We start from the raw sequence: 18,523 nt of genomic DNA on the forward strand, positions 1-18,523 counted from the left end.
GTACGAGGGCTGGGCCGCGGCCGGGGTCCGGCCACGGCCCCGACCGGCGGCCGGTGCTCAGGGCCCAGGGCTCAGCGGAGGGCGGGGATCACCTCGCGGGTCTCGTCGACCTCGATGCCCGTGATCCGGCGTTCCGGCGGGCCCGGTGGCGTCTCGTCCGCACAGACGGTCCCGCGTGCGGGCAGGGCCAGGGTGGCGAGGTAGTCCGTGACCAGGGCGCTGACGCACGCGCTCCGGTTGTACGCGGTGTGTCCCTCACCGGCGAACGTCAGCAGCCGCCCGTTCTCCAGCGTCCGGGCCAGCGCCACGGCGTCCTGGTACGGGGTGTCCGGGTCCCCGGTCGTGCCGAGGACCAGGATCGGGGCGGAACCGGCCGCCCGGTAGGAGCCCTCGAAGCGGCTCGGGCGCTCCGCCGGCCACTGGGCGCAGGTGGGCGCGTGGTTGTGGTCGTAGGTGGGCGGCCCCAGGCCGATCGGCGGTCCCAGCAGGGGAGCGGCGGCGGCCTGGGCGCTGACCAGCGCGCCCAGGAGCAGGGGGCTGGCCGGATAGACGCGGTCGGCGCACTCGACGGCCGTGTTGACGTTGAGGAAGTCGAAGGACGCGGGTGACGGCGGGGACAGCAGGAACGAAGCCTGCCGGGCCTGGGCCGCCCGCAGGGCCTCGCCCAGGTAGGGCCAGACCACCTTGCCCGAGTTGATGTTGAACATCAGGCGGTAGGCGAGGGTGTAGCCGGTGGCCGGGCGTCCGCTCGGGGTGATGACGGGGTCGGCGTCCAGCGCCCGCTTGAGCTGGTCGAAGGCCTGCCGCGGCTTCCCGTCGCCGAAGCCGCAGGTGGTGGCGTTCTGCGCGCACCAGTCCAGGAACCGGCCGACCGCCGCGTCCAGGGCGGCGAACTGCCCGGCATCGTAGGCGTACGGCACATCGGCGTACCGCTGCGGATCGTAACCTCCGTCGAGGACCATGGCGCGGATCCGCCGGGGGAACTGCGCCGCGTAGACGGTGCCGACGTAGCTGCCGAAGGAACGGCCGTAGAAGGAGAGCGTCTCCTCACCGAGGGCCTGCCGGAGCAGGTCGAGGTCCTTGGCGTTCGATCCGGTGCCGACGAACGGCACGAGGTCCGGGGACCGTTCCTGGCAGGCGGCGGCGAAGTCACGGCCCTGCCGGATCGCCTCGTGCAATGCCCCCGGTCCGGGCACGCCGCGTGCGGCGTCGACGGCGGCGGAGTACTCCTCGTCGTCCCAGCACTCCACCTGCCCGCTGCGTGCCACGCCGCGCATATCGTACCCCACGACGTCGAAGGCGTCCCGGAGCGAGGCGGGGAGCGCCTCGTAGCTGTTACGGGCGAAGTCCACGCCCGAGTTGCCGGGGCCGCCGGGGTGCAGCACCAGGACACCGCTGCGGCGGGCCGGGTCGGCCGCGGGGCGCCGGGTGACGGCGAGCGGGATCGTACGCCCGGTGGGCTGTCGGTAGTCCAGCGGTACGCGGGCGGTCGCGCACTCGAAGCCGTCCCCGGGGCCGGCGCAGGGGCCCCAGGACAGGACGGGAACGGGCGGCGCCGCGAGGGGCCTCGCCGTGGCTGCCCCGGGGGTGCCCCCGAGGAGCGCGGTGACCGCGACCAGGACGAGGGATATCCCCCACACCACCCGCTTGCGCGGATCATCGGCCGAACGGATCTGCATACGGCGGTCCTCCGTCATGGGTGTTGCGGAACGGGCGACAACGTAGCCGCCGGCCGGCACCCGAGTCGGCCCACCAGGAGTTGATTCCTCCCTACCCCCGGGGGAAGCGTCCGGCTACCACCACGGTCGTACGCTCCCCCCGAACGCCCGTGCTGACAACCCGAGGAGAAACTTCGCCGTGAGGGGACCGTCCGGGGTCCGGACGGGAAGACCGGTTGGGCGGAGCGGCCCCGCAGGAAATGCCTCGACATCGGTCGCATGGTCGGGGACGCTTCGCGCGATGACCAGAATCGACGACACGCCGCCCGCGTGGGACGAGCGCACCCAGCTCACCACGTTTCTCGACTACGCACGTGACACCGCGCGCGCCACATGCGAGGGCGTCTCCGCGGAGAACGCCCGCAAGGCGCTCCTGCCGGGGTCACCGCTGATGACCCTCAGCGGACTGATCAACCACCTCCGCTGGGTCGAGTACTACTGGTTCCAGGTGGTCTTCCTCGGCGAGGAGGACCACGGCCCCTGGACCGAGGAGGATCCCGACCGCGAGATGCGCATCGCCGTCGACTTCCCGCTCGGTCAGCTGCTCGACGAGTACGCCGAACAGAGCGCCCGCTACCGCGAACTGGTCGCCGGGAACGGCCTGGAAACCCGGGCCGAGCGAGCCGTCCGCAACGGCCTCCACGTCGACCTCCGCTGGATCCTCCTCCACCTCACGGAGGAGACGGCCCGTCACAACGGTCACCTGGACATCCTGCGCGAGATGCTCGACGGCACGACCGGCGACTGAGCGGCCCCGGATCAGGCCCGGCCCCACCGAGGCCGGGGGCCGACAGCCGACGCCCGCAACAAACGGCGGTCACATGGCGGCACCGGGCAGGCTCAGGCGCCGGCCACCCCCTGCGCCCGTTCCTCCAGGCGTACCGCGGCCGCCTCCCACGGAGGCGGCGTCCGCGACTCCGTCCATGCGGCCAGGGCGTCGCCGTCGACGCAGACGATGTCACAGGCGTCGGCGTACTCCGCGGCCGGAGCGGTGAAGGCGCTGGTGGTCACGACGACCGCCACATCGGCCTCGTGGACGGCGAAACAGGTGCCCCCGAAACGCTGAAGGTCCTGCGAACCGACCCGGTTGCCCTCGCCGTAGTGCTTGCACTGGATGACCACGCGCAGGCCCCCGGCCGTCGTGGCGATCACATCGGCTCCCAAGTCCCCCGCCCCGCCCACCACTTCCACCTGGGGGCAGCCGTCGCGGGCGCACAGGGCGGCGACCGTGTGCTCGAAGCCGTCGGCGTCCACCGCCGCGTGGTCCAGGGCATCGGAGCCCACTTCGGGTATGCCGGCGGCCTCCGGCTCCGCCTGCGCCCCCACCGCCGGCGGAGCGGCCGGTGGCGGCGTACCCGGCCCCACCGCAGGCCCTCGCGAGCCCGGTCCGCGCGCGGGGGAGCGGCGCCGGGCCGGAGCCACGCTCCACCGGGCCAGGGCCACCCCGGCGGCCAGGACGACCATCGTGACGACCGGCATCACCGGTACCCCGCCACCCAGCCCTGCGGCCGTCCTGACGAAAACAGCCGCCCCGCCCAGGCAGATCCCCACCAGCCCCACCGCCAGTACGACGTCACGCCCCACCGACGCTGCGCCCTCGTCCCCACCACGTCGACGCCCTCCCGATGCCGTCATGCGGGCCCCCTCCTCAACTCCTCACGAGCTTCGCCCCCTCGGCGCGGCCCTCTCGCCACCCGACGCGGTCGGTCACCGCCCGCCCGGGGGGTGGCGGACCCGGTACGTCTCTCCTCGTCTGATCGGGATCACCGGATCCAAACGGGCCGGGCACACCGGGACTTCCCCGGTCAGAGGCCGCGCCGGAACCGGGACCGGCCCCGGCGGGCGCATCATCGGGCCCGCCGGGGCAACAAGAACCCCCATGAAGCGAGAGAGCGGGCCGCCCGTACGAAGGACCTGGCCGGTGCTGCTGCTACCGGTCCAGGCTGCGCTGATGGTGGGCCTCGGGATGCTGGTCACCGGGCCGTCGGCCTGGGAGGACCGGGCCAACCGGTACCTCGCCGAGGAACGTGTCGCGCCGGTCACGGCCGTCACGCGGTGGCTCTCCGTGCTGGGCAGCACGGAGGGCATCATCGGGGTGACCTTGGTCTGCGTCGTGGCACTGCTCGTGCTGCCGCGCGTCGCCTGGCGTGCGGAGGCCCTGTTCCTCGGCGCGTCCGTCGCCGCGCAGGCGGCCGTGTTCCTGCTGGTGACGGCGCTCGTACGAAGGCCCCGGCCCGACGTCCCGCGCCTGGACGGGGCGCCGCTGACCTCCAGCTTCCCCTCCGGGCACGTCGGGGCGTCCGTCGCCCTGTACGCGGGACTGGCCGTCATCGTGCTGCTCCGGACGCGCGGCCGCGGCCGGTGGCGGTACGCCGCGGCGGCGCTTCCGCTGCTCGTCCCGCCCGCCGTCGCGCTGTCCCGCGTCTACCGCGGCATGCACCATCCCACCGACGTGGCGGGCGGCCTGCTCAACGGCGCGGCGGCGCTGCTGATCGTCGGGTCCGTCGTGCTGTCCGGCCGCCGCGAGGCGCGGGCCGCTGCGCCGGACCGTAGCGGCTCGTCCCGCACCGGCTCCCCCCGTACCGGTCCGGCCTGCCCCCGAGCGCCGCGCCGCGCGCGCACCGTCGCCCGGACCCTGACGGTCCGGTACTCCGGGCCCGACGCGACCTTCGGTGCGAGGTTGCTGCTGACCGCCGCCGTCACGGCCGTGGCATCCGTGCCCTTCGCCCTCGCCCTGGTCCTGGTGGAGTCCCGGTGGCCGCCGCTGTACCGCCTCGACCGGACCGCGGCCGAGGGGCTGCACGAGGCCGCCCTCGACCATCCCGGCTGGGTACGCGTCCTGGGCGTCCTCACCGACTTCGTGTGGGACCCCGTGACCATGCGCCTGCTGGTGGCCCTGCTCGTGCTCTGGCTGCTGACCCGCCGGGCCTGGCGGCTCGCGGCCTGGGCGTCCGTCACCGCGGTGGCCGGCGCCCTGACCGGAGTGCTGGCCAAGAGCGTGGTCGAGCGGGCACGGCCCCATCTGCCCGATCCGGTCGCCCACGCGCCCGGGTTCTCCTTCCCCTCCGGCCACGCGATGGCGGCCACCACCTCGTGCGCCGTCCTCCTGCTGGTCCTGCTGCCCCTCGTACCCCGCGCCTGGCGGCCGCTCGCCTGGGCGCTCGCGGTGGTCTCCGTGGTGGGCGTCGGCTACACGCGCGTCGCGCTCGGCGTGCACTGGGTGAGCGACGTGGTGGGCGGCTGGCTGCTCGGCCTCGCCGTGGTCACCGCGACCACGCTGGTCTTCGAGGCCTGGCGAGCGGACACCGGCCGACGCCGGACCGACGTGACCCGGGAGGGCCTGGAGCCGGAGCTGTCGGCACCGGCCCCCGAACCACCCCTGGACGTACGCGCATGAGCCCGGAGGCCCCGACGCCGGCCCCTGCCCCCGCCCCCACCGGGCCGCGGCTCGGCCGTCCGGATCCCTACCGGGCCTCGCGTCCGGGACTACCGGCTGCGGCGGCGGGAGATGCGGGAGCGGTGCCCGGACGGGGCCGGCGGGGCCAGGGCGAACGTCACCGTGATCCGCGCCCCTCCCAGCGGCCCGCGGCCGATGTGCATCGACCCGCCCGTCGCGCTCGCGGCCCGCTGCGCGATGTCGAGCCCCAGCCCCGTGGAACCGGTGCTGCTCCCGCGCGAGAGGGCCCGGTCCGGCTCCGGGATGCCCGGTCCGCCGTCCTCCACGACCAGCTCCACCGCCTGGGCCGTACGGGCCACGCGGACGCCGAAGGGGGTCCCGGCGGCGGTGTGCCGGAAGACGTTCCCGATGAGCGCGTCGACCACTGCGGCGACGTCGTCGTCGGAGAGGCCGACGGCCGTCGGCTCCTGCGTGAGGTCGAGGCAGCAGGACCTGTCCTGCTGCCCCGCCAGGACCGTCCAGAAGGCGGTCCGGCGACGGACGACGTCGGCCGCCTCGCACCGAGGGCCGGACTCTCCCGTCCCGCCCGCCGGCCGGCCGGCCGACGGTTCCGTACCGAGCATGCCCTGCCCCATGGGGCCCACGGCGAGCGGCGTCCGCGCCGCGGCGATGATCGCCTGGAGCTCCGCCTCCAGCTCACCGACCGCCGCTTCCACCCTGGCCGACTCCGGCGTGCCGGCCATGCGCTCCGACGCCAGGTGCAGGGCGGTCAGCGGGGTGCGCAGCCGGTGGGAGAGGTCGGCGACGAGTTCGCGTTCGACGGCGAGCAGCTCGTTCATCCGGTGGGCCATCGCATTGAAGGCGACGCCCGCGTCCCGCAGTTCCCTGGGGCCCATGGGGTCCACTCGCGTGTCCAGATCGCCCTGGCCGAGCGCGTGCGAGGCCTGCGCGAGCTTCTTCGAGGAACGCACGACCTTCGCCCCGAGCCGGTCGGCGACCAGGACGGAACCGCAGATCAGCCCCACCGCGAGGAAGAGCATGACCGCCCAGGACTCCATCACCCCGCGGGTGAGTTCCGCCTCGGGCACGAAGTTCTCGATGACGGCGACCTCGTCGCCCGGCAGCACCACCGGCTGCAGGCAGATCCAGCCGTCCGGGATCTCCTGCGAGATCGACTCGCGTCCCCGCTGCGCCCGTTCGAGCAGGGCCGCGGGGGCCCTGGAACTCCCCAGGGTCCCCGCCCGCGGCAGGTGCACGACCAGGTGCTCGGCCGCGTCCAGGCTCGCCGCGGACTCCCGCAGGGCGTCCGGATCGGTGGTCAGGGTGAGGACCGGTGCCAGGGCGGCGGCACGCTGTTCGGCGGCCGTCACGCCCTGCTCCTTGACCAGCGACATCACCAGGGCGGCCAGCGGTATGAGGAAGGAGAGGGCGACCATGGAGGTCACGGCGAGCGCCACTCCGGCCAGTGAGCGTCTCAACGCGGTGCCACCAGCTTGATACCGACACCGCGGACGGTCAGCAGGTAGCGCGGGGCCGCCGCCCGTTCGCCGAGCTTGCGGCGCAGGGACGACAGGTGCACGTCGACGGTCTGGTCGTCCACGTACGGCTCGCGCCAGACCTCGGTCAGCAGCCGCCGCTTGGAGACGACCTGGCCGGTGTGGTGTGCGAGGAACGCCAGCAGGTCGAACTCCCGGCGGGTGAGGCGCAGTTCCCGTCCGGCCAGGTACGCGGTGCGCGCGCCCGGGTCCACCGCCAGCTCGCCCACGGCGGTGGGGCGCAGCGGTTCGGCGGCCGGCGCCACCGCGGCCCCGGCAGCGCTCCCGCCGGCGGGGGGCACGCTGCTGGTGCGCCGCAGGACGGCGGAGAGGCGGGCGAGGAGCTGTCCCCCGGAGAAGGGCTTGACCAAGTAGTCGTCGGCGCCCGCGTTCAGGAGGTTGATGATCTCCGTCTCGTCGTCGCGGGCGGTGGCCACCAGCACCGGTACGGAGGAGATCCCGCGGATCATGCGCAGGGCGTCCCCTCCGTCGAGGTCGGGCAGACCCAGGTCGAGGACCACCGCGTCGACGGGCGACTGCGTGACCTCGCGCAGCGCGCCGAACCCGTCGGCCGCGCTGCGTACGGCATATCCGTGCTCCGCCAGGACCTCGATGAGTGACTGGCGGATGCTGGGGTCGTCTTCCACGACCAGGACGCTCGGCATGCGGACACCTTAGGGGCTCGGCCGGGCGGGGACGCGGACAGGTCACCCCCTCCGCCCGGGCGGGACGCGAGCTACGGGGAGACGAACGCCGGGCCGTCGTCCGTGACCCGCAGGCGTACGGGGCGGTCGGTCACCGGGATCGTGCAGCCGTCCCGGGTGCTGCAGCTCGCGTAGCCGAGCAGTACCGTCGCCTCCCCGTTCCCCGCGGCGCGGACGGCCAGCGTCGTGGTGACCGGCCCGTCCGGGTAGACGGGGACCGGGGCGTCGACCCCGGGCAGCGCGATCGACCGGGCCTCCGCGGAGGCCCGCAGCGACCCTTCCGCCGCGAGGGCGCCGGTGACGGTCACGGTGGTCGGCCGGCCCACCCCCTCGATGCCGGTGGCCGGCAGGTCGGTGCTGTAGAGGTGGAATCCCTCGGCTTCGGGCGTGAAGACCGCGGTGAGCGTCCCCTCGGAGGCGTGCCAGTCCGACACCGAGAGCGTGACGGCGACCCCGTTCTCGGAGAAGCGCGTCGTGGGCGCGGGGCCGTCGGACGCCCCTGCGGGATCCCCGCCGCAGGCCACGATCGCGGCCAGGGGGACCAGGGCGACCGCCGAGCGGGCCCAGCGGGACCGCCTCACCTGCGTGGGAACGTTCATCTGTCCGCCTCTGCGTCATGGGTTGCATCGAGTGGGGAGCAGGAGTTCGCCCACCGGGTCGTGCAGGCTGGGGAGGGTCAGGCCGTGCGCGCGTACGAAGGGCTGCGCCGCTGCCCGGTCCAGGGCCCGGGTGTCGGCCCCGAAAACCTGGCCCCAGAACCTGGCGAGGGAGACCGGCTTGCCGTCCAGGCCGGCGCCGGCCGCCCGTACCGGTCGTCTCACGGCGCCCACTTGCGCAGGAAGGAGTTGATGCCCTCCGACGTCAGGGACGGGTTGCCGGTGACGTGGGTGTCGGTGCGCAGCGTGCCGTCCGGCGAGACGACCACCAGGACCGGCATCGTGTACGTCCCGCCCGAAGGGCTGTACTTGTGCAGGAGCGCGGAGTTGGCGGAACTGTTGCCTCCGATGTCGACCTTGACGAGGTGGTACGAGGCCCCGAGGATCGCCGAGGTCTGCGGCTGGGCGAACACCTTGTCGGCGGCCTTGCAGTTGCCGCACCAGTTCGCGCCGAAGTCGAGCAGCACCATCCGCCCGTCGGACTTCGCCGCGCGCAGGGCCGCGTCGATCTGCTTCTGCGCATCGGCCGAGCTGTCGTAGCCGGGGCCGGGTACGCGGGCGGGCGCGGGCGCGGCGGACGTGCGCGGCGGCTTGGACGGCGTTGCGGCGGAGCCGCCGGACCCGGACCCGGAGGGGGTGCCCGTACGGGAGGGGCTCGCGGAGGAGCCGGCCGGGCCGGCGGTCGCGGTGGCCGAGGCGGCGGTGGCGGAGGCGGACGCTGAGGCCGACGCTGTCGGGGACGCCTCGGGGGACGCGCTCGCCGATGCCGTCCCGGTGGGGAGTGCCGCCGAGGACTGCCGGCCGCCGGCCGGCGCGGAGGATCCGGTGGGCTCGGAGGAAGGCCCGCACGCGGCGGTCAGCCCGGCCGCGACCACGGCCGCGGCGACCAGGGGCAGGCGCCTCCCGAGGAGTGCGGTGGAGCGGAGAGGCGTCGTACGGCGTTCGGCGCGGACGGATCGGAGCATGCGAGAGCTCATGGCGGAGACACCCCAAGGCAAGGTTCAGGTTCGGACTGCGGGACGGGCGAAGCGCGTCCCGGCTCGGCGGAACCGGCGGCCCGACGGTTCACCGGGGTCGCGTGCCCGGTGCCGAGGCCGCTCGGCTGACGCGAGCATAGGACCGCTCGGGGCCTGCGGAACCAGGTGGGCGCGATCTTGAGGTTGCCCTAAGGAACAGCTCACCTTCCGCTTCGGCGGAACCCGGCTCAACCGGGCACACAGGACCGCGAATCCAGCAAAAGGGGCAGGCGTGGCCGAGCGGCCCGGGCGGGCCGCCGCGGCCGGGCTTCAGAAGGAGGACTCGCGGACGCTGGCCTTGGCTCCCGGGTCGATCGTGGCCGTGATCACCGACCGGTGGTCGCCGCTGGTGAACGTGACCGTGAGGGTGTCGTCAGCGGTCTGCGAGGTGGTCGCCTTGAAACCCCGGCCGGGGATCGCCGAGATCAGGCACACGCCCCGGCTCCCGTACCGGACGGTGACCTTGCCGCCCTGCGAGGGGACGGTGTGCAGGCCCGCCCCGCCCTGCTCGCAGTCGACGCCGGCCTTCGGTGCGGTGGTCCGGGGCGTGCCCGACGAGGCCTTGGCGGGGGAGGGGGCGGAGGGTGAGGAGGAGGGCCGCTGCGTCACCGTGGGCAACGGGCTCGCGGACGGGGTCGGGGTCGGCGGGGCCTGCTCCGGGGCCGGGCTGCCCGCCTGCCAGGCAGGGGGCGTGTCGATGACCACCGGGGCGGAGCGCGCGACCGGGGGCGTATGCCTGGTCGACCCGACCACGAACTGGACCGTGGCGAGCACGGCGGTCACGCTGGCGGCCGTGCACGACAGCCATATGAGCAGGTAGCGCGGAGTTCGGGGCACGGCCCCATAGTGGCCGACGCGCGGGGCGGCCCGTCACCGGCTCCCCCTGCAGACCCGCAGCCGCCGGGTGGGCCGCCCGCGGGAGTACGTACGCCCGCCCCCTACGCGCGTACACACGGGCGGGCCGACGGCCGCGGGGAGAGCCGACGTCCCCGCACCCCGTGAAGGGCCGGAGGACGTGCCGGAGTTGCGGGGCGGGCCGGTGGGCCGGCGGGCCGGTGGGGGTGCGGGCGTGCCGGAGGCCGGTGGGGAGGCGTCGGCTGCTCGGCGGAGCGGCCTCTGCTACTTCCCGGTGCCGAAGTTCTGCGTCCACCACGGGCCGCCGTCGCCCTTGTGGACGCCTATGCCGATCTCCCGGAAGGCGCAGTTGAGGATGTTGGCCTTGTGCCCGGAACTGTTCATCCAGGCCTTCATGACCGCATCGGCGTCGGCCTGCCCGCGGGCGATGTTCTCGCCCAGGCGCGACCACTGGTATCCGGCGGCTTCCACCCGGCTCGTCATGGTGGACCCGTCGGGGCCGGTGTGGGACATGACGCCGCTGCGCGCCATGGTGTCGCTGTACGCCCGAGCGGCGGCGTTCAGCTTCGCGTTGGCCGTCAGGGGGTCGCAGCCGGCCGCCGCCCGCTCCTTGTTGACCAGGGCGAGGACCGCGGACTCGGCGTCGGTGTTGACGGTCCCCGCACCGCCCGAGCCGCCGGAACCACCGGAACCACTGCTCTTCGTGGGGGCGGGCTTGCGCGACGGCTGGGCCGGCGGGGCCTCCGCCGACTTCGCCGGAGCGCTGCTCGCCGGCGTCGTGGGCTCGGCAGGCGCGGTGGATTCCGTGGCTCCGGCGTCGGGTGTCCCGGACGGGCTCGCGCTCGCCGAGGCCGGGGCGGAGGCGGAGGCGTCGGGGGTGCCCGTCGGCGCGGCGTCCGTGGGGGCCGCCGTCGGCGTCGCCGATCCCGTGCCGGAGGCCGTACCGGCCGCGCCGCCAGCCTGCCGGTCCGTGCGGGCGTCGTCGTGGGAGGAGTCGGCCACCGCGACCCCGACCGCCACGACCGCCGCCGCGGCGGTGACGGACAGCACGATGCGGGTGCGCGCCGTCTTCTTCCGTCGTGCCTCGACGCGGGACGGAGTGCCGGGAGTTTGGCTGCGGCTCATGCCGGTAACACCTCACTGGAGAGGGGGAGGAGGGGAGTTGGCCCGAGCCTAGGCCCGTGACCAGCCAAAAGAGCGCCCCCGAGGGGTTCTTCAGGGTCCCTTAAGGAAGCCCGCAGAATCGACACAGGGACGAGCCGGGCAAATAAGCCCAACTCGACGCGCCAGCGCGATGCATGGCCTTCCCCGCACCCCAGGTCCTTCCTCGACCTGCGCTTCGCGGCCCCGCGTCGAGCCGTAAGGCACTGGCTCCGTCGCGCGCGGACGGCGCGATCGCGCGTGATGTGATCGCGGGCCGGGCCTCAGGCAGGCCGGGAGCGGGGCGGCCCACCCCCTTCGAGACCTCGTGGCGACACTTGGCGCCGAGTGGCACCATCCGGCGTCTTCAGGGCGCCATCGGCGCCATGGCCTCATGCATGCCGCGCTTGAGCCGGTGTGGTGTCCCCCCGCCTCAGGTGGTCCTTCTTGTGTTGGTGCAGGTCATGGGCGCGCGCCCCTCATCGTCACCCCTCCCGAGGTGCCGTCAGGCTTGCACAAGGCGCCATGGTGGTGCCATCATGGCGTCATGGACCTCACCCCGTATGTCGACACCCTCCGCCGTGAACTCGCGGTGGCCGCCGAAGCCGGCGGGGAAGATGCCCGCGAGCTGGCGGAGAGGCTCACCGCTCCGCTGGAGTCCGCGACCCGGCTGACGATGCTCCACGTGCTCTCCGCCGCGATGGACGAGATCACGCGCGAGCTCGCCCCCGGCTCGGTCGACGTGCGGCTGCGCGGGATCGACCCCGACTTCGTGGTGACGCTGCCCCCCGCCGACCGCGGCCCCGCCATGGAGCCGGCCGCGCCTGCCGAGCCGCTCAGGGCGCCGGCGGCCGCCGACGGGGACGAAAGCGGCACCGCCCGCGTCAACCTCCGTCTGCCCGCCCACCTCAAGGTGCGTGCCGAGGAGGCGGCGAGCCGCGAGGGCCTGTCGGTCAACGCGTGGCTGGTCCGGGCCGTGTCGGCCGCGGTCGACGCCGGCGGCGTGCCGCGCGCCCCCGAGAGGACCCGCACCATCGGACAGAGCTTCACGGGATGGGTGCGCTAGGGGATGTCCTGCCGATCAAGCCGGACAGCGCGAGCCCGGCTTGATCGGCAAGACCCCCTCCAGGCCGCGCCGCCCCACTTCACCCCAAGCCACGCTCCGCCAGGCGGGGACGACCCCAGGACTCATGAGGACGGTACAGCCATGCCTTCTTTCGACACTCCCGAACCGATTTCGGCCACCGCCCACGTGTACGCCGGCTCCATCCGCTTCACCGCCGTCGACCGCCTCGACACGGTCGTCGAGGTGCGGCCCCGCGACCCGAAGCGGGACCAGGACGTGCGGTCGGCCGGCCAGACCGAGGTCACGTACACGGGCGGCGTCCTGACGATCAGGACGCCGAAGCAGCGCTACCTCCTCGGGCGCACCGGCACCGTCGACGTAGCGGTCGAACTGCCCACGGGCTCGCGCATCGAGATGACCGGCGCCTGGGCCCAGGTGCTCGGGGAGGGCCGGCTCGGCGAGGTCCGTGTGAAGACCTCGTCCGGCGACGTCCGCCTCGATACGACCGGGCCGCTCCAGCTGACCGCCTCCCACGGCTCGATCACCGTCGACCGGATCGAGGGCGCGGCCGAGATCACCACCAGCTCCGGCAGCCTGCGCGTCGGCACCGTGAACGGCCCGGCCGTCCTGAAGAACTCGCACGGGACCACGACCGTCGGCACCGCGACCGGCGACCTGCGCGTGAACGGCGTCAACGGCGACATCGCCATCGCGCGCGCCGGGGCTTCGGTCGTCGCCACCACCGTCCACGGCTCCCTGCGCGTCGCCCACGTCGCCCGGGGCAGCGTGCAGTTGGAGACGTCCTACGGCGCCATCGAGGTCGGCATCCGCGAGGGCACGGCCGCCTGGCTCGACGTCAGCTCGAACCACGGGCAGGTGCGCAACACGCTCAGCGCCTCCGCCGCCCCGGAGCGGACCGAGGAGGCCGTCGAGGTCCGCGCCCGGACCCACTACGGCAACATCGACGTGCGCCGCGCCCAGGCCTGAACACCGGCCGGACCCCGCGCACTCGCCCACGCCCCATTCACTTTCACCTCTCCGAACGGAGGGCTCCATGCCTTCATCTGTCATGCCCATGTCCGCCTCTGGCCCCCGGCGGGGTGACGGTCCGCAGCCCCCCGCCGCCGTCTCCGCCGTCGGTCTGCGCAAGTCGTACGGCGACAAGACCGTGCTCGACGGCATCGATCTGAGCATCCCCGCCGGATCCGTGTTCGCCCTGCTCGGCCCGAACGGTTCCGGCAAGACCACCACCGTGCAGATCCTGTCCACGCTGATCGCCGCCGACGGCGGGCAGGCCCAGGTCGCCGGCCACGACGTCGCCACGTCACCGGACGGGGTGCGGGCCGCGATCGGTGTCACCGGGCAGTTCTCGGCGGTCGACGGTCTGATCACGGGCGAGGAGAACATGCTCCTGATGGCGGACCTGCACCATCTGTCCAGGCACGAGGGCCGCCGCACCGCGGCCGAACTCCTGGAGCGCTTCGACCTGACGGAGGCGGCGCGGAAGCCCGCCTCCGCCTACTCCGGCGGCATGAAGCGCCGTCTCGACATCGCCATGACCCTGGTCGGCAGCCCGCGGATCATCTTCCTCGACGAGCCGACCACCGGCCTGGACCCCCGTTCCCGTCACAACATGTGGCAGATCATCCGCGAGCTGGTCACCGGTGGCGTGACCGTCTTCCTGACCACCCAGTACCTGGAAGAAGCCGACCAGCTCGCCGACCGCATCGCCGTCCTCGATGACGGCAGGATCGCAGCCGAGGGAACGGCAGAAGAACTGAAGCGGCTGGTTCCCGGCGGCCACGTCCGCCTCCGCTTCTCCGACCCGTCCGCGTACCAGGGGGCCGCCCTCGCACTCCGCGGCACCCGGGACGACGACTCGCTCACCCTGCAGATCCCCAGCAACGGCACCCAACGCGAACTCCGCGCCGTCCTCGACCACTTGGACTCGGCCGGGATCGAGGCGGACGAACTGACCGTGCACACCCCCGACCTCGACGACGTGTTCTTCGCCCTCACCGGCGGCACCGACCAGCGCAAGGAAGACGTCCGATGAGTTCTCTCTCCCTCGCCGTGCGCGACTCGTCCACGATGCTGCGGCGCAACCTCCTCCACGCGCGGCGCTATCCGTCCCTCACCCTGAACCTGCTGCTGACGCCGATCGTCCTGCTGCTGCTCTTCGTCTACGTGTTCGGCGACGTGATGAGCGCGGGCATGGGGAGCGGCGGAGCCGATCGCTCCGAGTACATCGCCTACGTCGTACCGGGCATCGTGCTGATGACGATCGGCGGCACCGTCGTCGGGACCGCGGTGTCCGTTTCCAACGACATGACCGAAGGCATCATCGCCCGCTTCCGTACCATGGCGATCCACCGCGGCTCGGTCCTCATCGGCCACGTCATCGGCAGCGTGCTGCAGTCGGTCATGAGCGTGGTCCTCGTGGGCCTCGTCGCCGTCGCCATCGGCTTCCGTTCCACGGACGCCACGGCACTGGAGTGGCTGGCGGCATTCGGGCTGCTCGCGCTCGTCGCCCTGGCGCTCACCTGGATCGCCGTCGGGATGGGCATGGTCAGCCCGAACGCCGAGGCCGCGAGCAACAACGCCCTTCCGCTGATCGTGCTGCCGCTCATCTCGAGCGCCTTCGTCCCGGTGGACGCGATGCCGGGCTGGTTCCAGCCGATCGCCCAGTACCAGCCCTTCACTCCCGCCATCGAGACCTTGCGCGGCCTGCTCCTCGGCACCGGGATCGGCCACAACGGATGGCTCGCGGTCGCCTGGTGTCTCGCCCTCTCCGCACTCGGCTACTCCTGGTCCAAGGCGGTCTTCAACCGCGACCCGAAGTAGCTGGGTCGGCCTACCGGTCTGCCGCCTCCCGGCACTCGTCCCGCCCGGGACGGCGTACTCCGACACCACGCGTCGGGGCGCGCCGTCCCGCCTGCGGCTCCGCCGGCGCGCTGCCCGGAACGTTCAGGGGCTCAGGTCTGGCACTGCTTCGTGGACGCGGGAGACCAGCCGCTCCAGGCAGCTCCGTCGGCCCGGGCGTGTACGCGGATCTCCACCTTCACGGGGCCGCAGACCCGGGTCGTACTTCCCACCTCGACCGGGCCGATGGCCTCGCCGGGTCGGACGTAGGTGCGACCACTGCCCACTTTCACCCAGTGCCCACCGTCGACGACCCGGAAGAACGCCTCGTAGGAGACGTTCAGGCCCTTCGTTCCCGTGTTGCGCGCCTTGATGTGCGCGGTGATCTCTCGGGTGGGGGCCTTGCCGATGGATCCGCGCTGGGCGCTGATGCAGCCGTTGACGGCCACGCGGCCGGTCGACACGCCTCCGCCGCAGGCGATCGCCGCGGCGTGGGCGTGGGTCGGGATCGTCAGCATGGTCAGCGCGGCCGCGCCCAGGATCGTTCCGGTACGCCTCAAGTACAACGTTCCATCCCCTTCTTCGCGCCCGTTTGCTCCGAACAGACCACGGCTCGCCTTCGGGCACGACGTCTCATCGAGTTTTTCGCCCGGACGGGTGCGGATGGTGAGGCAGGTGGGGGCGGAACGGGAGTTTCATTCATCCGGCCTGGCCGGCTCGTGGGCGGGATCTCCATGCGCGCCGCAGGGTGAAGGACCGCAGGACGCCGAGCGCGAGGAACGCGACGCCGAAGGCGGCTCTCTGCCATTCCCCGACCGTGGCGAACCAGTAGAGGCAGAGGCCGGCCACAGTTCCCCCAGGCGGCGTCAAGGCCGGCTGCGGTGAGGCACCCCCGGAGCGGTCGGCGCCCGGTCCCTGCGGTCCGCGAGATGAGCGGTCCGCACCCCTCGGCGCCGACGGCGGAGCCGCCTGGCCGGGAGCCGTTCCCGTGGGGGCGTCGTTCGTCCGCTCGGGTGTGTGACTGCGTCCCGCGCGGTAGTGATGGGGGCGGGCACGGCCGATCCGGTCCGCCCCTGGATGTCCGGGCCGCGTGGCGATGGGTGAGTACGGGCGCCGCCGCCGGCCCACCCTTCAGAGCCGACGTCCCGGAGGAGCGGCAGATGACCGGTACCACGACCCTCGACCTCGGACCACAAGCCCGGATCGTGGCCCGTCTCGTCGCGGGTGTCCCGGACACCCGGCTCGCCGGCCGGACGCCCTGCCCCGACTACACGGTCAGCGACCTGCTGGGGCACCTCGCGGGCCTTGCCGTCGCCCTCCGCGACGCAGCCCGCAAGGACCTCGGCACGACGACCGACACGGACCCCGGCTCGGCCGCGCCCGCCCTGCCCGCCTCCTGGCGCGAGGAACTGCCCCGGGTCCTCGGCGAACTGGCCGACGCCTGGCAGGATCCGGCCGCGTGGACGGGCATGACCCGCGCGGGAGGCCTGGACCTGCCCGGCGACATCGCGGGCGCGGTGACCGTCGACGAACTGGTGGTGCACGGCTGGGACCTCGCCCGGGCCACCGGCCAGGAGTACGTCCCCGATCAGGCAGCGCTGCGCGCCTCGCACGCGTTCCTGCTGGCGGCTGCTGAGGAGGGGGACCGCGGCGAGGGCATCTTCGGCCCCGTCGTACCCGTGGCGGACGACGCCCCGCTGCTCGACCGGGTCGTCGGGCTGAGCGGGCGCGACCCGCGCTGGACGGCGCCGACGTCCCCCTGACGCAGGCCGCCGGAGGGCGCGTCGCCCCGTGCGCCCACGGTCATTCGTCCGGTCGACACGCCGAACGGCGCGGGGGACGATGGAGGCACTGCGGCCTGTCGAGGCTGAGGCCGGCACACGGCCCGCCCGCGCGGCGGTGCTGCACGGGATCCACGTGCACGGGATCCACGAGCCCCTTTCGTCCGGACCCCCGACGAGGAGAAGCATCATGCACCGACGTGCGCGCACCACCGCCGCTCTGATCGCGCTGGGCGTCTCGACGCTCGCGACGGCGCCGACGGCGTTCGCCCAGACCCTGGCCGCGCCCGCCGCGACCTGCACCGTGTCCGCCGCGGACGCGCAGGACCGGGTCAGCATCTCGGGCGAAGGGTTCACGAAGGGATCGGCCCAGCTGTCCTCGCCGGGCGCCGACGTGACCTCCTTCGACGTTCCGGACGGCGGGGCCTTCCAGATCGGGAACAAGGCCGACGACAGGTACGCCGTGACACAGGGCGGCACCACCACCGCGTGCACCGGGGGCACGGAGCCGGCCACCACACCCGGCACCACGTACAAGTCAGGCCTCACCGCGGGCTGGGACGCCGTACAGGGTGACTGCGGCGCCAAGCCCCCGGCGTCCGCGAACAAGGCCTTCTCGGACGGCTGGAACAAGGGCGCGTCCGCCGCGAAGGAAGTCTTCTGCACGTGACGTGAGTTCCGCCGCCTGACGTGCCCCGCCGGTGAGCGCAGGACGCGGGGGGAGCGCGCGGCCGCGGCTCAGTGCCCGGGCGGGTGGGCGGCGAGCCAGTGACGTGCGATCTGCTCGCGCGTCGCGACCCACGCCCCGCCGCGCTGCGCGACGTGCCGCAGGAAGCCGTCGAGCGCCCGGATGCGGCCGGGCCGGCCGATGATCCGGCAGTGCAGGCCGACACTCATCATGCGAGGACGGTCGGCGCCCTCGGCGTGAAGCGCGTCGAACGTGTCCACGAGGTAGGCGAGCATGTCGTCGGCGGTCGTGAAGCCGTGGACGATCAGGAACTTGAAGTCGTTCGCGTCGAGGCTGTACGGCAGCACGAGGTGCGGCCGGCCGGCCGCTTCGACGTAGAACGGCAGGTCGTCGGAGTAGTCGTCGGAGTCGTACAGGAAGCCGCCCTCCTCGGCGACCATGCGCCGCGTGCCCGGGCTGGTCCGGCCGGTGTACCAGCCGACGGGCCGGCGCCCGACGAGCCGCTCGATCGTCGCGACCGAGCGCGCGATGTCGGCACGCTCGACGTCCTCGGGCACGTGCCGGTAGTCGATCCAGCGCCAGCCGTGGCTCGCCACCTCCCAGCCGGCGGCCCCCATCGCCCGCGCCGCGTCCGGATTGCGCTCCAGCGCCTGCCCCACGCCGAAGACGGTGACCGGCGCGCCGTGCGCCGTGAGCGTCCGATGGACGCGCCAGAACCCGGCGCGCGAGCCGTAGGCGAACATCGACTCGACGTTCAGATCGCGCCCGCCGGCCACGGGCGGCGCCCCCACCAGCTCGTGGAGGTAGCCCTCGGAGGCGGGGTCGCCCTCGAGGACGCTCTGCTCACTTCCCTCCTCGTAATTGAGGACGAGGCTGACGGCGACGCGGGCACCGCGGGGCCAGGCGGCCTCCGGCGGCTCGGCGCCGTACCCGACGAGGTCGCGCTGGTAATCGGACACGGGCGGCACCCTACCGCCGCGCCGCGCCCACCACTGCGGGGGCACGCGGTGCCCGTGGCCTTCGAATCCGAGGGTAGAAGTGGCCCGGACCACACCCCTCAAAGGGGTACAAACGACTCCATCAAGTGACATCCGGGCCTCTCGCC

Annotated in this window: 19 protein-coding genes and 1 pseudogene; 9 read left to right on the forward strand and 11 right to left on the reverse strand. The window is 73.6% G+C overall.

Annotated features, from left to right (window positions below; all coding sequences use genetic code 11):
• Positions 1-71 precede the first annotated feature (71 nt).
• The gene (locus ACFWUZ_RS30725) at positions 72-1,679 is read right to left on the reverse strand and encodes an alpha/beta hydrolase (RefSeq protein WP_384380160.1); all 1,608 of its coding nucleotides are present in this window, start codon (positions 1,677-1,679) and stop codon (positions 72-74) included.
• Between the two features lie 280 nt (positions 1,680-1,959).
• On the opposite strand from ACFWUZ_RS30725, the gene ACFWUZ_RS30730 reads away from it, so the two are divergent.
• On the forward strand, positions 1,960-2,466 hold the full coding sequence (locus ACFWUZ_RS30730; RefSeq protein ID WP_384380163.1) for a DinB family protein: 507 nt from the start codon (positions 1,960-1,962) through the stop codon (positions 2,464-2,466).
• Between the two features lie 92 nt (positions 2,467-2,558).
• Here ACFWUZ_RS30730 and ACFWUZ_RS30735 read toward each other — a convergent pair whose 3' ends face one another.
• Positions 2,559-3,353: a restriction endonuclease gene (locus ACFWUZ_RS30735; RefSeq protein ID WP_384380166.1), complete on the reverse strand. Its 795-nt coding sequence runs from the start codon at positions 3,351-3,353 to the stop codon at positions 2,559-2,561.
• A gap of 331 nt (positions 3,354-3,684) precedes the next feature.
• Between ACFWUZ_RS30735 and ACFWUZ_RS30740 the strand changes: the two are divergent.
• Positions 3,685-4,203: pseudogene (locus ACFWUZ_RS30740) on the forward strand (phosphatase PAP2 family protein); the annotation flags it as partial.
• 150 nt (positions 4,204-4,353) lie between these two features.
• The gene (locus ACFWUZ_RS30745; RefSeq protein WP_384380220.1) at positions 4,354-5,115 is read left to right on the forward strand and encodes a phosphatase PAP2 family protein; all 762 of its coding nucleotides are present in this window, start codon (positions 4,354-4,356) and stop codon (positions 5,113-5,115) included.
• Between the two features lie 89 nt (positions 5,116-5,204).
• Here the strand turns inward: ACFWUZ_RS30745 and ACFWUZ_RS30750 are convergent, their stop codons facing one another.
• The 7 genes from ACFWUZ_RS30750 to ACFWUZ_RS30780 all read right to left on the reverse strand — a co-directional run bounded on the left by ACFWUZ_RS30750 (position 5,205) and on the right by ACFWUZ_RS30780 (position 11,006).
• Positions 5,205-6,593: an ATP-binding protein gene (locus tag ACFWUZ_RS30750; protein WP_384380169.1), complete on the reverse strand. Its 1,389-nt coding sequence runs from the start codon at positions 6,591-6,593 to the stop codon at positions 5,205-5,207.
• Positions 6,590-7,315, reverse strand: a complete 726-nt coding sequence (locus ACFWUZ_RS30755; RefSeq protein WP_384380172.1) for a response regulator transcription factor — start codon at positions 7,313-7,315, stop codon at positions 6,590-6,592. The genes ACFWUZ_RS30750 and ACFWUZ_RS30755 overlap by 4 nt, the downstream gene beginning before the upstream one ends.
• A gap of 71 nt (positions 7,316-7,386) precedes the next feature.
• Positions 7,387-7,953: a hypothetical protein gene (locus ACFWUZ_RS30760; protein ID WP_384380175.1), complete on the reverse strand. Its 567-nt coding sequence runs from the start codon at positions 7,951-7,953 to the stop codon at positions 7,387-7,389.
• A gap of 15 nt (positions 7,954-7,968) precedes the next feature.
• Positions 7,969-8,175, reverse strand: a complete 207-nt coding sequence (locus ACFWUZ_RS30765; protein ID WP_384380178.1) for a hypothetical protein — start codon at positions 8,173-8,175, stop codon at positions 7,969-7,971.
• On the reverse strand, positions 8,172-8,975 hold the full coding sequence (locus tag ACFWUZ_RS30770; protein ID WP_384380181.1) for a thioredoxin family protein: 804 nt from the start codon (positions 8,973-8,975) through the stop codon (positions 8,172-8,174). The genes ACFWUZ_RS30765 and ACFWUZ_RS30770 overlap by 4 nt, the downstream gene beginning before the upstream one ends.
• Positions 8,976-9,296: 321 nt before the next feature.
• Complete coding sequence (locus ACFWUZ_RS30775; RefSeq protein ID WP_384380184.1) at positions 9,297-9,863, reverse strand: hypothetical protein; 567 nt, start codon at positions 9,861-9,863, stop codon at positions 9,297-9,299.
• A 282-nt stretch (positions 9,864-10,145) separates the two neighbouring features.
• Positions 10,146-11,006, reverse strand: coding sequence for a CAP domain-containing protein (locus ACFWUZ_RS30780; protein ID WP_384380187.1), 861 nt, complete (start codon positions 11,004-11,006; stop codon positions 10,146-10,148).
• Between the two features lie 562 nt (positions 11,007-11,568).
• On the opposite strand from ACFWUZ_RS30780, the gene ACFWUZ_RS30785 reads away from it, so the two are divergent.
• The 4 genes from ACFWUZ_RS30785 to ACFWUZ_RS30800 all read left to right on the forward strand — a co-directional run bounded on the left by ACFWUZ_RS30785 (position 11,569) and on the right by ACFWUZ_RS30800 (position 14,931).
• Positions 11,569-12,087 (forward strand): hypothetical protein, encoded by a 519-nt coding sequence (locus tag ACFWUZ_RS30785; protein ID WP_384380190.1) that lies wholly within the window; start codon positions 11,569-11,571, stop codon positions 12,085-12,087.
• A 141-nt stretch (positions 12,088-12,228) separates the two neighbouring features.
• A complete protein-coding gene (locus ACFWUZ_RS30790) occupies positions 12,229-13,074 on the forward strand; it encodes a DUF4097 domain-containing protein (RefSeq protein WP_384380193.1) in 846 nt (281 codons plus the stop codon).
• Between the two features lie 67 nt (positions 13,075-13,141).
• Positions 13,142-14,143, forward strand: a complete 1,002-nt coding sequence (locus ACFWUZ_RS30795; protein ID WP_384380196.1) for an ATP-binding cassette domain-containing protein — start codon at positions 13,142-13,144, stop codon at positions 14,141-14,143.
• Entirely contained in the window at positions 14,140-14,931 is a 792-nt protein-coding gene (locus tag ACFWUZ_RS30800; protein ID WP_384380199.1) for an ABC transporter permease, read from the forward strand. The genes ACFWUZ_RS30795 and ACFWUZ_RS30800 overlap by 4 nt, the downstream gene beginning before the upstream one ends.
• Before the next feature lie 131 nt (positions 14,932-15,062).
• On the opposite strand, the gene ACFWUZ_RS30805 is transcribed toward ACFWUZ_RS30800, so the two are convergent.
• Positions 15,063-15,509, reverse strand: a complete 447-nt coding sequence (locus ACFWUZ_RS30805; RefSeq protein WP_384380202.1) for a hypothetical protein — start codon at positions 15,507-15,509, stop codon at positions 15,063-15,065.
• Between the two features lie 600 nt (positions 15,510-16,109).
• Between ACFWUZ_RS30805 and ACFWUZ_RS30810 the strand changes: the two genes are divergently transcribed.
• Positions 16,110-16,712 carry a TIGR03086 family metal-binding protein gene (locus ACFWUZ_RS30810; protein ID WP_384380205.1) on the forward strand — a complete coding sequence of 201 codons (603 nt, stop codon included), beginning with the start codon at positions 16,110-16,112 and terminating at the stop codon, positions 16,710-16,712.
• A gap of 208 nt (positions 16,713-16,920) precedes the next feature.
• Complete coding sequence (locus ACFWUZ_RS30815; RefSeq protein WP_384380208.1) at positions 16,921-17,400, forward strand: hypothetical protein; 480 nt, start codon at positions 16,921-16,923, stop codon at positions 17,398-17,400.
• A 68-nt stretch (positions 17,401-17,468) separates the two neighbouring features.
• Here ACFWUZ_RS30815 and puuE read toward each other — a convergent pair whose 3' ends face one another.
• Complete coding sequence (gene puuE / locus ACFWUZ_RS30820; protein ID WP_384380211.1) at positions 17,469-18,377, reverse strand: allantoinase PuuE; 909 nt, start codon at positions 18,375-18,377, stop codon at positions 17,469-17,471.
• Between the last annotated feature and the right edge of the window lie 146 nt (positions 18,378-18,523).

The organism is Streptomyces sp. NPDC058646 (assembly GCF_042716875.1).
GTDB lineage: Bacteria > Actinomycetota > Actinomycetes > Streptomycetales > Streptomycetaceae > Streptomyces.